This window comes from Bacillus sp. AC266 (assembly GCF_979253805.1).
Window position 1 is genome coordinate 58654 of record NZ_CEEDEC010000009.1, and the last position, 12444, is coordinate 71097.

Genomic DNA, 12444 nt, shown 5'->3' on the forward strand with positions numbered 1-12444 from the left:
AATATGATCGGAAAAGAAAGCTGGCCAATTTATGGTCAGCTTTCTTTTTGTTCAATGAGTAAGCCTTCTTTAATTTCTGTTTGCAATAATAAAGTTTTTCCAAAGCGACGTTTACATTCAGCTCGTACTTTTTGAATGGCTAGTAGCTGAGAAGTAGCAGGCACTGTGACAATGGCTTGCCGAGGTTTTCGGTTTTCTTCACAAAAAACACATTCCACAACATATTTAGAAATCATAATTTCATCCTTCCGGTTTGAATTTCTAAGAAGGGACTGCTCATGAAGTTGATGTAAACTTTCGGCATCTTTTTACTTATTTCCTCTTTTTTCAAAGGGGAAATAAAAAAGAAGGTGAATTTTAGTAGAGGAGGGATGTATATGGAGAGATGGGTAGGTACGGCAGCTATTTGTATGAATGAAAGAAATGAAATTTTAATGGTATTGCAAGGAAAAGAAGGGGAAGAAAAAAGGTGGTCTGTCCCAAGTGGAGGACTTGAAAAGGGAGAAACACTAGAAGAATGTTGTATCAGGGAAGTTTGGGAGGAAACAGGCTACAATGTGGAGGTTGTAAATAAAATATACGAAAAAGAAGGTATTACATACGGGATTCCGGTGTATGTTCATTATTACTTTGTTAAAAAAATAGGCGGTAATATGAAAATCCAAGATCCGGATGAGTTAATACATGAGATTGATTGGAAAGGGATACATGAAGTTGGAAAATTATCATTAGCTTTTCCAGAGGATTACGAGCTAATATACCGATATGTAAATAAAAAAGCAAGTGTGTAAATACTTGCTTTTTTAGTGTATCCAAGATAAGAAAAGTGGAACGATAACTAAACTAGCTCCAGCTGTTAAAAGCATTGATAAACTTGCAATTGTACCTTCTACAGGACCGATTTCAAATGCTTTTGATGTTCCGGTCCCATTCGCGCTAGTACCTAGCATTATACCTTTTGCGAGCGCTGTTTTAATACGGCATATGCGTATGAGTGTAGGACCGAATAACGCTCCAGTTAAGGCAGTTAATACAACGAAAACTGCTGTTAATTGTGACATGCCGCCAATCATTTCTGAAATAGCCATTGCAATAGGTGTTGTTACAATGTGCGGTGCTAAACTTTGTTCTATTGTAGAGTCAATTTGAAAAAAATTAGCTAGTAGTGCGGAAGTAATAACAGATAGAAAAGAACCGACAATGACATTAATTAAAATAGCAGTGCCGTGTTTTTTTAATAGATCAAAATGTTTATAGATTGGCCATGCGAAAGCAACTGTTGCAGGTTTTAATAATTCTGTTAGCCAATGACTACCAGATTCGTAGGTTTCGTATGGTGTATCTAATCCAAGTAATAAAGCGATTAAAATGATTGGGCATACAAGGAGGGGAGAAAGCAAACTCCAATTCCAGCGTTGATACATTTTTTTAGATACCCAATATGTGAATAGTGTTAATAGTAAACAAAGAAAGCCGATCATTGTGTTGATCCTTTCCGCTTTAATAGCAATTCTGTTAAAAGTCCTGTTACGAGAGTGACACAAAGTGTACTAATCACGATAATTAAAATGAGATCGATTCCATACTGTGATAATGTATCTTTGTAACGAATGACAGCGACTGCAGAAGGGATGAAAAATAAAATAAGTTCTTTTAATAAAAAGCCTGCACCGTCTTGTATCCATTCTTTTTTCACTATATTAAATTTTAATGAGATTAACAATAAAAAAATACCGATTATACTTCCTGGAACTGGGAGGTGTGCCTGTTTTGCAATCCATTCACCTGTCCAAGCGAAACAAAATAATAATAAAATTTGTCCGCTTAACTTCCACCATTTCATACAGTAACCACCTCTTTGTTTTTTACATAAAAATTGTAAAAAAGAATTAACAATTTCTACTATACGTTCATTCGAAATATTTGTCTAATATATAAATTATATGTTATTAATATATTAGATGTATTAATCGAAAGTGAAAAGGGTGTCCAAAATGGAATTACGGCATTTGCAATATTTTGTTGTAGTGGCAGAGGAATTACACTTTGGACGAGCAGCTGCTCGTTTACAAATGACACAACCACCGCTTAGTCAACAAATTCAGCAATTAGAAAAAGAAATGGGAGTTATGTTATTTTCAAGAACGAAGAGAAAGGTTGAATTAACAGAAGCAGGAGAAATGTTTTTAAAAGAAGTAAAAAAAGCGTTTGAACAAATTGAAAAAGCAGTAGAAGTTGCACAAAGTGCTCAAAGGGGAGAAGTTGGATCACTTTCAATTGGTTTTGTAGGTGCGGCGATATATGATATTTTACCATCAATCGTCAGAGAGTATAGAAAGAAATTTCCGAGAGTTTCTGTAGCATTACATGAATTGTCCACACCGGATCAGGTGCATGCACTTCATGATAATCGAATTGATATTGGATTTTTACGTCCGCCAATTCCAACGCAATTACTTGAGTTAGAACCAATTCAAAAACTTTCATGTACGTTATGTTTACCGAAGGCACATCCTCTTGCTGAAAAGGACGAAATACATATCGAAGATTTAAGGGATGAACCGTTCGTATTTATTACGAGACCAGTATGGCCAGCGTTATATGATACAATTTTATCGCTTTGCCGTGATGTAGGTTTTAGTCCGCACATTGTACAAGAAGCAACGGAGTATCAAACTGTTATGGGGCTTGTAGCGGCAGGTATTGGAATTACGGTAATACCTGTATCCGCAAATAAATTGTATAAAACAGAAGTTGTATATAAAGAGTTATGTGATTCTAATTTTGTTGCAGAAATGTCAGTGGCTTATAAAAAAATGAATAACAATCCAGAGTTGTTAGAGTTTTTGAAAATTGCAAGAGAGAAAAAAAGGATTGAAGTGGAAGATGCGAAGGCTGAATAGTTGATGAAGTTACAAGGTAGTCATGATAATTAAGTTATATAAAGATTCACCTCGTTAAACAAAAAACGGAAATGTAACTAAAGTGCATTTCCGTTTTTTGTTTTTTTGTTCAATGCTAAAGAGGTAAATATGCTTGGTTTCTAGGACTAAAGGCTTAGTAAAGATTCCGATTGAAGTGCGATGTTTAAAATGTCATATTCTTATACACTAGTAGTATAGAATGCGTATGTTATGAAGTAAGGTAGGGGGAAATTATGTCTTTATTTCGGTTAGCGAGAAAAAATATACAAATATTTGCTACCAAAAGGTTAAAACAATTTATGTGGATTGCTATGAATACAATGATTTGTTTTTTTATGATATCATTCCGATTTAATGAAGCTGTAATAAGTAAAGCGGAATATACACCTATGTTTGTAAAGTGGTTTTATGCTATGTTTCTATTTATAGTTTTTGTGTGTATTTTCGTTACATATAAAATGACAACCTCTCTTTTACAGGTAAGAAGAGAGGAGTTTAAATCGTATGAAGTAGTGAAGATGACAAGAAAAGAAATGTTATGTTTATTATGTCAGGAGCAATTATTAACTTACGGAGGAGCTTTTGTTTTCGGATTAATTCATGGTATGTTATTTTTGAAATTATTTATTATTATTTTTATGAAAGCAGTAGGGATCCAAGGGATAACCAATGCACCGATTACGATGTATGCGGTAGTGATAACAGCAGTTGTTATGATAACCGTCATTATAATATCAATGTGGCAATGTTGTAGGTTTACACAAAGGTTAAAGGGTGAAAAGTCATATGAAACGAGGAGAAAGGCATGAGAAATCATGGCTTTTTCTTCATTTTACACATGTTATTAATCATGATACAGTGGGAAGAACTGAAAAAAAGAGTTAAGAAGAAAGGTTGTATGGAATGATAAATGAGCAAGCGATCGTAAAAGTTGATCGATTAACAAAGCGAATTGGTTCAAAGACGTTAGTAGAAAATATTAGTTTTGAAGTGAAAAAAGGTGAAGTAGTTGGCTTATTAGGACCAAATGGTGCTGGAAAAACGACATTAATGCGAATGATGGTCGGAATGATCCGTATGACAGAAGGGGAAGTATGGATTGATGGTCAATCTGTAAAACAGCAATTTGAAAAAACTGCTGCGAAAATTGGTGCTGTAATTGAGACACCAGAATTTTATCCTTTCTTAAGCGGCTATGAAAATTTAACATATTTCGGACGAATGAATGGGAATGTGACTGAAGAGCGTATCGATGAAGTAGTGCAATTGTTAGGAATGGGACAAGTAATTGACCGTAAAGTAAAAGCATATTCACTCGGTATGAGACAGCGTTTAGGAATTGCTCAGGCACTTATACATAATCCAGATGTATTAATACTAGACGAACCGACGAACGGATTAGATCCTAGTGGTATACATGAAATGCGGATGTACATAAAGAAAATTGCGCATGAACAAGGAAAAGCTGTCCTTGTTTCTAGTCACTTACTCTCAGAAGTTGAATTAATGTGTGACAGGGTTATTATTATTCAGCATGGAGAATATGTCGCAACACAAAATATTCAAAGTGATAAAAAGGAAGAAACAGAAGAAATACATATACGTGTAGATGATGCGAATAAAGCGGCAGAGGTTTTAGAATACGATGTTTTAGTAAAAGAAAACGAATTAATTATAAACGTGAAAGATGAAGAAGTTCCAAATATTCTTCGTACATTGATGGAGAAAAACATTCAAGTTTATCGTGTATATGAAGAAAGAAAAACGCTAGAAGAGCAGTTTTTAGAATTAACAGGAGGAAAAGATATTGTTTAATTTAGTTTATAACGAGCTGTATAAAATATTTAAGCGAAAGCGAACGATTATTCCTTTTGCAGTTATTGCGGTATTAATTATTGGATTAGGATGGGTTACGGTAAAATATTTAGAGCCAGAAACAAAAGGGTGGAAAGCGGATTATACAGAACGCACTGTAGAAATTGAGAAAAAGCTCGGCATGAAAAAAGAGGATATTTTAACAGAAAAGTCAGGAGACGAGCTTGTAAAGGAATACCAGCTTAAAATGAAGCATTTAGATACGAATACAGCGCCAGCAAGTAGTTCTCCGCTTTCATTTATGAGAGATACAGGTTTTATCGTATTTCCAATTTTACTTCCGTTTATTCTCGTATATGCGAGTACGATTTTTGCGAATGAATATAGCTGGGGAACATATAAATTTTTAACAATTCGTCCAGCGAGCCGATTTAAAATTTTAACATCTAAGTTTTTGGCAATCGTTATATTTGCGGCATTATTATTTATATTTAATATGATTTTTTCCGTATTATGCGGGTTGATTATTTATAAATTCCAACAACCAGCTTGGGCTGAATTTGTCGTTCAAAATGGAAATATAATAAAACAAAATATTTTCGTAGAAGCAAGTAAATATTATATTTTATCTTGGTTACCAACTCTTGTGTATGCTGCATTTGCCTTTATGATTTCCGTTTTAACGAGATCGAGCGGAGGTGCAATCGGGATTTCTTTATTTCTTGCATTATCAGGGGGAATAGCGCTAATTCCGGCAGCAAGATATGAATGGGCGAAATATTTATTACCAGCGAATACAGATTTATATGGGCTTTTAAAGGGTGGAAGCTTTATTGATGGAGTAACATTCCCATTTGCTTCTTGTATGCTTCTTCTATACTTAGCTGTATTTTTAGGGGTTTCCTATACTGTATTTATAAAACGAGATTTAACAGCATAAGCAAAAGCCGTTAAGGGTAACTTAACGGCTTTTTGTTTGTAATAATTGATGAATAGCTTCTTCGGCTAATAGGGCGAAATACTCTGCGCTAATAGGCAATGCTTTTTCATCTACTGTAAAAGCTGGATGATGCCATTCATGTGTACCACTTGTTCCCATAAAGACGAATGAACCTGGTATTTCTTGTTGGTAAAAAGAAAAGTCTTCTCCTGCCATGGATGGTGTAGGAGAGATAACGTTTAGATTCATTTTCTCTGCAATATGAATAGAAAAATCAGTGAGTACTTTATCGTTTTGAACGGCAGGAGGACCTGGATAAAATCGAAATTCTGTTTTTACACCTAGTGCATCAGAAACGCCTTTAATGATACGTTTCATTAATGCCGGAATCTTTTCACGTGTTTCAGCTTGGAATGTACGGACAGTTCCTTCTAATATTGCTTTTTCGGGAATAACGTTCCACGTATTCCCTGAATGAATGTTTGTTACACTTACGACAGCGTTATGAGAAGAACTAATATTTCGGCTTACAATCGTTTGAAGTGCCATAACGATTTGAGATGATGCAACGATAGGATCGACGCCGGCATCAGGCACAGCTGCATGTGTACCAACACCATGGATTTCAATTTCAAATCGATCAACTCCGGCCATTAGTGGCCCATCTTTAATACCGATTGTACCTACTGGTAAATCAGGTTTATTATGCATACCGAAAATAGCTTGCACGCCACGTAAATGCCCAGCTTCAATAACTTTGCAAGCACCATTACTACTTTCTTCAGCTGGCTGGAATATAAGGCGGACAGTTCCGTTAAGAGAAGATTCTTTTTCCTTTAATAAATAGGCTGCACCAATAATAGCAGCTGTATGAAAATCATGCCCACAAGCATGCATTTTACCTTGTATTTTTGAAGTGTATGGAAGGTCTGTTTCTTCCTGGATAGGAAGGGCATCGATATCAGCACGAAGCGCTACAACCGGTCCGTTTTTATTACCAGAAATTTCAGCGATAACTCCTGTTTCTAAATTGGAATCAATAATAGTGATATTGGCCTCGTCTAACCAATTTTTTATCGCTTTTGTCGTTTCAAATTCTTCGTATGATAGTTCTGGATTTTCATGTAAATGCCGGCGAATGGAAATAAGTTTTTCTGTTAATTGATCAGGAATAGATGCCACTTATTATGCCCTCTTTCTTAAGTGAAATATTTGTATTAATTATACAATAATAAAAGAGAGGATTCTCAAATGAAAATCCTCTCTCGTTTTATGCTGCAACTTTTTTATGAGTATGCTGTTTTTTATAACGTCCACGCATTGCGTATGCAATTTGCGGAATTGCGATACCGATTAAAATAAGTGATACACCGATCCATTGTGAAGATAGTACAGCTTCTTTTAAAACGAATACAGACATAATTGTTGTAACTGGCAGTTCTGCTGCACCAAGAATAGTTGCTAATCCAGAACCGATTTTTGGGATGCCAATTGTAAAGGCAATAGATGGAATAACGATACTAAATATTCCTAATCCTAAGCCGTATTTCCAAAGGCCTTGAGAGATCGCCCCATTAAAAATAAATGTTGGCGGGAATACGATCATGACTAAAGTTAAAGCGCCAGCCATTAAAAGGACACCGCGTGTTAATGAAGGTACTTCAACGGCAACTTTCCCGCTTACGAAAATGTATGTTGCAAATGTAACAGCAGATAATAAGCCTAAAATGATTCCAGTCGTATCGAAATCACCAGCTGATGTTTCTAATAACCCACTTGATAAAAATGTACCTGCAAGTAAGAAGATTACTGAAATAACTTTTTCTCTTGAAGGTAATGTTTTTGTTGCGACTGCTTCAATGATAATCCCAACCCAAACGAACTGGAATAAAAGTATAATTGCAATAGAAGCTGGTACAGTTTTTAAAGAAGCGTAATAAAAAATTCCAGTAAAACTTGCAGACGTTCCTGCGACGAATAAAATTAACATTTGTTTTAGTGGAACACGATGTCTAGAAAATAGAAGTGTAATAGCAAGTAAAATAATCCAACCGAACAAATACTGGCTACCAATTACCTCTCCAAGTGAAAACCCTTCTGCATATGCAAGTTTAACAAAAATAGCTAAAACCCCATAACTACACGCTCCTAATAAAACTAAAAGAGAATAACGAAGCATGAAAAATTCCTCCCATCTATATGAAATTGTTCCGTGACGGACATATATAACTAGAGGGAAGTATACAAAATTAAAAATGAAGGGTCAAATGAAAGAAAAGTGCAAAATTTTATAGAATAATAATAAAAGTATGATATTTATGCATAATCTTGAAATTAATAATAATTAAAGTATTGTAAAATCAGCTTTATGTTGTATAAAGACAGCATTTGAAAAAAAAATTTAAGGCCAATAGGTGTGAAGTCAATTGTAATGTGCTAATCATTTGAGAAACTGTGGAACCTTTGTTATGTTAGTAACAATTAGAAAGAGTTTCATAATTCAATTGAGATTTTTCTATATAATAGAAGGGAATGAAAACGTTTTATTAGAAAATGTGTGAAAGGGTAGTTTTTCTTATTGTCATGTTGGAAAAGTGAATTCATGAAATGTCCATAGTATTTTCAATTGTTTTTGCTACAATATTGAAGAGGAGAGGAGTGGAATAATGCAAGATATTAGTATTTTTTTAGCGTTTGGAGCTGGGTTCTTATCATTTATATCCCCATGTTGCTTACCGCTTTATCCGGCATTTTTATCATACATAACAGGTATGTCGGTTTCTGAATTGAAAGAAGAAAATGCAATGCTTCGCAAAAGAAGTATGATACATACAGCGTTTTTCTTACTTGGTTTTTCAATTATTTTTATTGCAATTGGATTTGGTACAAGTTTTATTGGAGGCATCTTTACAAATTATAAAGATTTAATTAGACAGTTAGGCGGTATATTTATCATCGTGTTTGGTCTTATTATTGTCGGTGTATTTAAGCCGAAGTTTTTAATGCAAGACCGTAAATTTACGTTTAAAAATCGTCCGAGTGGCTATTTTGGATCCGTTCTAATTGGGTTGGCCTTTGCTGCTGGATGGACACCTTGTACTGGGCCTATATTAGTGTCTGTCATTGGATTAGCTGCAACAAATCCAGAATCGGCAATGATTTATATGATTGCTTACATACTTGGATTTGCTATCCCGTTTTTCGTACTTTCATTCTTTATTACGAAAATGTCTTGGATTAAAAGAAATAGTATGAAATTCATGAAGATTGGAGGATACGTTATGATTGTTATGGGTATCTTCCTATATTTTAACTGGATGACGAAAATTATCGTATATTTCTCAAGTTTATTTGGTGGTTTTACCGGTTTTTAGTATTATTCTGTGAAAATGTTGGAAATACTAACGGAAAAGCATATAATAAAATTATATTTTGCATATAGCCACAAAAAAGGATGAGAAAATATGAACATAGTTCTGTTATCAAGTATCGTTGCTGTTTGTATGGCTGTCGGTGCGATGTTTATTCGTTTAAAAGCAGCTAAGAAACCTGCAACATTGAAAAAAATTATACTTCCCCCATTTTTTATGAGCACGGGAGCGTTGATGTTTGTTTTTCCTGAATTTCGATTAACTCCAGCAGAAATGTTAGAAGCAATTGGCGTCGGTTTGTTTTTCTCTATTTTTCTTATTAAAACATCTAAATTTGAAATTAGAGGACAAGAGATTTATTTGAAGCGTTCAAAAGCATTTGTTTTTATACTAATTGGATTACTTGTAGTGCGTATCGTGTTTAAAACATACTTAAGTCAATCTCTTGATTTAGGACAACTTAGCGGTATGTTCTTCTTACTTGCGTTTGCAATGATTGTTTCATGGAGAATTGCAATGTACCGTTCCTTTACGAAATTACAGAAGGAAATGGAAAAAGAAGATGGTTTTTATAATGAAAAAGATATGAAGTTAACGTAAAGAGTGTTATATGTATAAAGAAACAACGTCTGATTAGACGTTGTTTTTTGTTAATCACTGAAAGGTAACTTCCTCAATTCTAGTTGTGATGTATAAATTGTCGACCATCGAAGAAGGAATTTAAGTTTGACGTTACGAATGGACCGATATAAGGAATACTATTTGGTTTGAAGTTTTATCACCGGTAATTGATGGCTAAGTTAGATTAGGTTGGATCGTATAGGAGACGTTCCTTCATTAACAATTACTCCACTTGATGGTACTGATACAACATGAAAGTGGAATGTTAATGACGAAATTTCACTTAGCTTAAGTGTCTTGAGCCGAATCTAATATTGCAAATATAAATGCAACAGGATGAATTGCTGCGAATACAACATATACCTCTGTAAATATTACAGGTACTGGTGATACGATTTATACGAGTGCTGTAGGGTTACAGATAGATTTAGCGAAAGCGAGATTAATTGCTACAAAATCAGTAACTGTAAGTTGAGCTTATAAAAAAGATTGCTATAAAATAGCAATCTTTTTTTACGAAGGGTATTTTGTTAGTAAAGATTGATAATGAGAATAATCAATCTTTTTTTCTTGTAGTTTTTTAACTAAAAATTTATGATCACGCTTCGGTGTGGCGATGATATATCCTTTAATAATTAAATCTTGTGTAATTTTAGAGGCATTTTCTTGTAATGCTAGTTCTCCGATTTTGCCAGCAATTTTTGACTTAGCAACATCGCGAAATAATTCCGGAACGGGACTGACTAGTTCTTCTAACAATTGTTTTTGTTCGTCAGCCCATAAGTGTCTTGTTTTATTAATATAGTGATCTTCCCAATCCAAAATGGACATACCGTCTTCTTTCGGTAACCGTTTTAGGAATTTTCTGAACATGAAATATCCACCAATGGACATAAGCCCTAATAATACAACAGTCCAAACGACTATAAACCAACTAAACCATCCTTCAAGCAATTGTATGCCCTCCTTTAACGAAAGCAATATTTTGTATTTTATTTATATTATAAGCAATGAGATTCATAGAAAGCAAGAACGCTTGATCATTTTGACCAAGCGTTGTGATTTAAACGAAGTATAGTTGTTCAACACATAAAATATCATTGTCATTTTCTACATATTCAATGATGAGTGTGCCAACTTTACGATCTTTATCTTCAGTTGTGAAAATAGAGTAAGAAGTAAAACGTGTTGTTGATAGGCCGCTTATATGTGTAGGTAAAGGAATGTAGTCGTTATCGCGGAAGAATTCCATCAGTTCAATATCTTCAAATTCTTTTCGGTCAACTTGTTTGTTTGTATAGCGGCGTTGAAGTTGTTTTAAAGATGCATTCCAAGAAATTGCTTTTGTGTCGTATACCATTGTTCTATCTCCTTACTGTATGTAATTATTAAGAACATACGTTCTAATCTAGTATACTCTTTTTATAAGAAAAGGGAAAGCAAAAAATAATGTAAGCTTGGATTTCCAAGCTTACATTATTTTGCGTCCGTCATAATCTCTATTTTTTATTATAAGTTAGATAAGAATAAGAAACAAGATGATATATATCTTGTTGATAGTTTTCAAAATTCTGTTTATTATTCATGTAATACAGTACAAGGGAATGAGAGGGATGACATACGTAATTTCACTCCAAGGACCGATGGCAAGTGGGAAAACAACATTGGCAAAAAGGTTAGAGCAATATGAGCTTTCAATTATATACGAAAATCCATATCCAATTGTAGAAAAAAGAAAAGAATTACATTTAGATATGAACTCAAAAGAGGGGTTTATTACAAATCAAAAAATGTTTATTGAAGCAAAAATAATAGAGTTTCAAAATGTGAAAAGCTCAGTCGTGATTTTTGATCGTGGACCAGAAGATATTGAATTTTATACACTCTTTTATCCGAAGATGATAGGGAAAGAGTGGGGTATAGAAACAGAATTAAAAGATGAATTGTATAAATTAAGAGAATGCCGTTCGGATGCAATTTTTTATTTAGATGTTTCGAAAGAGAGTTTGTATGATAGGAGAAATAATGATAGGACAAGAAATCGAAGTACATTTGAGGAACAATTTAAATTAGTAGAAGTTGAAAAAGAATGGTATAAACAATTTCCGGTAACTTATGTGGACACTAATATATTATCAGTGGACGAATTAGAGGCATATTTTATAGGGTGGCTAAGGGAGAAAAGGCTATGAAAAAAATATTATTATTCGTATATCCGACATTTGCAGAGTTTGAAATAACGGTAGCAACAGCATTGCTGAAAAAGAAATATGAAATCATTACAGCGAGTTTAACAAAAGAAATGATTATAAGTGAAACAGGCTTACAAGTACAGCCGCATATAGAATTAAGTGAAGTGCGTGTAGAAGAATATGAGGGGATTATCATTCCGGACGGAGATGAAATACATATGAAAGAGGCGAAACTGCTTTTTTCAGTTATTCGTCAATTTTCTGAGCAAGGAAAATTAGTGGCAGCGATTTGTGCTGGACCGTATGCGTTAGCAAGGGCAGGTTTACTAAAAGAAATCTCTTATACAGTGACTATAGATTATCAAAAATTAGATTGTTTTCCAGTAGAAAATTTTGTGTATACAGAAGTTGTACAGCACGCAAATATTATTACAGCACAAGGACATGCATTTGTGCCATTTGGACTAGCGATTGCCTCCTATTTTGGAGTAGTGAATGAACATAATACAAATTTTTATAGTGGAAAGGGCAATATAATGATGGAGAATCTTTTACCGGAAAACGTGTAAAAGCTAGCGAAT

Annotated in this window: 16 protein-coding genes; 9 read left to right on the plus strand and 7 right to left on the minus strand. The window is 34.1% G+C overall.

Annotated features, from left to right (window positions below; genetic code table 11):
• Positions 1-35: 35 nt before the first annotated feature.
• Positions 36-236, minus strand: coding sequence for a DUF3903 domain-containing protein (locus tag AC0IXC_RS26230; RefSeq protein ID WP_002014403.1), 201 nt, complete (start codon positions 234-236; stop codon positions 36-38).
• 141 nt (positions 237-377) lie between these two features.
• Here AC0IXC_RS26230 and AC0IXC_RS26235 point away from each other — a divergent pair, with 141 nt between their 5' ends.
• Entirely contained in the window at positions 378-791 is a 414-nt protein-coding gene (locus AC0IXC_RS26235; RefSeq protein WP_471653563.1) for an NUDIX hydrolase, read from the plus strand.
• Positions 792-803: 12 nt separating this feature from the next.
• On the opposite strand, the gene AC0IXC_RS26240 is transcribed toward AC0IXC_RS26235, so the two are convergent.
• Positions 804-1481, minus strand: a complete 678-nt coding sequence (locus AC0IXC_RS26240) for an LrgB family protein (RefSeq protein ID WP_002137763.1) — start codon at positions 1479-1481, stop codon at positions 804-806.
• Positions 1478-1843 (minus strand): CidA/LrgA family holin-like protein, encoded by a 366-nt coding sequence (locus tag AC0IXC_RS26245; RefSeq protein WP_471653564.1) that lies wholly within the window; start codon positions 1841-1843, stop codon positions 1478-1480. Before AC0IXC_RS26245 ends, AC0IXC_RS26240 begins: the two co-directional genes overlap by 4 nt.
• 151 nt (positions 1844-1994) lie before the next feature.
• On the opposite strand from AC0IXC_RS26245, the gene alsR reads away from it, so the two are divergent.
• The 4 genes from alsR to AC0IXC_RS26265 all read left to right on the plus strand — a co-directional run bounded on the left by alsR (position 1995) and on the right by AC0IXC_RS26265 (position 5679).
• The gene (alsR, locus tag AC0IXC_RS26250) at positions 1995-2903 is read left to right on the plus strand and encodes an acetoin biosynthesis transcriptional regulator AlsR (protein WP_002033496.1); all 909 of its coding nucleotides are present in this window, start codon (positions 1995-1997) and stop codon (positions 2901-2903) included.
• 254 nt (positions 2904-3157) lie between these two features.
• On the plus strand, positions 3158-3733 hold the full coding sequence (locus tag AC0IXC_RS26255) for an FtsX-like permease family protein (RefSeq protein ID WP_002142748.1): 576 nt from the start codon (positions 3158-3160) through the stop codon (positions 3731-3733).
• A 94-nt stretch (positions 3734-3827) separates the two neighbouring features.
• Positions 3828-4739: an ABC transporter ATP-binding protein gene (locus AC0IXC_RS26260; RefSeq protein WP_002014392.1), complete on the plus strand. Its 912-nt coding sequence runs from the start codon at positions 3828-3830 to the stop codon at positions 4737-4739.
• The gene (locus AC0IXC_RS26265; protein ID WP_002128553.1) at positions 4732-5679 is read left to right on the plus strand and encodes an ABC transporter permease; all 948 of its coding nucleotides are present in this window, start codon (positions 4732-4734) and stop codon (positions 5677-5679) included. Before AC0IXC_RS26260 ends, AC0IXC_RS26265 begins: the two co-directional genes overlap by 8 nt.
• Before the next feature lie 21 nt (positions 5680-5700).
• Here AC0IXC_RS26265 and AC0IXC_RS26270 read toward each other — a convergent pair whose 3' ends face one another.
• Together AC0IXC_RS26270 and AC0IXC_RS26275 are read right to left on the minus strand one after the other, a co-directional pair.
• Positions 5701-6861, minus strand: coding sequence for a M20 peptidase aminoacylase family protein (locus AC0IXC_RS26270; RefSeq protein ID WP_002137758.1), 1161 nt, complete (start codon positions 6859-6861; stop codon positions 5701-5703).
• 88 nt (positions 6862-6949) lie between these two features.
• A complete protein-coding gene (locus AC0IXC_RS26275) occupies positions 6950-7858 on the minus strand; it encodes an EamA family transporter (RefSeq protein WP_002033502.1) in 909 nt (302 codons plus the stop codon).
• A 487-nt stretch (positions 7859-8345) separates the two neighbouring features.
• Here AC0IXC_RS26275 and ccdA point away from each other — a divergent pair, with 487 nt between their 5' ends.
• Together ccdA and AC0IXC_RS26285 are read left to right on the plus strand one after the other, a co-directional pair.
• Positions 8346-9053 carry a cytochrome c-type biogenesis protein CcdA gene (gene ccdA, locus AC0IXC_RS26280; RefSeq protein ID WP_001152684.1) on the plus strand — a complete coding sequence of 236 codons (708 nt, stop codon included), beginning with the start codon at positions 8346-8348 and terminating at the stop codon, positions 9051-9053.
• A gap of 90 nt (positions 9054-9143) precedes the next feature.
• Positions 9144-9650 carry a CcdC family protein gene (locus tag AC0IXC_RS26285; protein WP_002014224.1) on the plus strand — a complete coding sequence of 169 codons (507 nt, stop codon included), beginning with the start codon at positions 9144-9146 and terminating at the stop codon, positions 9648-9650.
• A gap of 534 nt (positions 9651-10184) precedes the next feature.
• Here the strand turns inward: AC0IXC_RS26285 and AC0IXC_RS26290 are convergent.
• Together AC0IXC_RS26290 and AC0IXC_RS26295 are read right to left on the minus strand one after the other, a co-directional pair.
• Entirely contained in the window at positions 10185-10625 is a 441-nt protein-coding gene (locus tag AC0IXC_RS26290; RefSeq protein WP_061674208.1) for a DUF2621 domain-containing protein, read from the minus strand.
• A 109-nt stretch (positions 10626-10734) separates the two neighbouring features.
• Positions 10735-11031 (minus strand): hypothetical protein, encoded by a 297-nt coding sequence (locus tag AC0IXC_RS26295; protein ID WP_002033506.1) that lies wholly within the window; start codon positions 11029-11031, stop codon positions 10735-10737.
• Between the two features lie 253 nt (positions 11032-11284).
• Between AC0IXC_RS26295 and AC0IXC_RS26300 the strand changes: the two genes are divergently transcribed.
• Positions 11285-11863, plus strand: coding sequence for an AAA family ATPase (locus tag AC0IXC_RS26300; RefSeq protein WP_033709342.1), 579 nt, complete (start codon positions 11285-11287; stop codon positions 11861-11863).
• The gene (locus tag AC0IXC_RS26305) at positions 11860-12432 is read left to right on the plus strand and encodes a DJ-1/PfpI family protein (RefSeq protein ID WP_033709344.1); all 573 of its coding nucleotides are present in this window, start codon (positions 11860-11862) and stop codon (positions 12430-12432) included. The genes AC0IXC_RS26300 and AC0IXC_RS26305 overlap by 4 nt, the downstream gene beginning before the upstream one ends.
• Positions 12433-12444 lie beyond the last annotated feature (12 nt).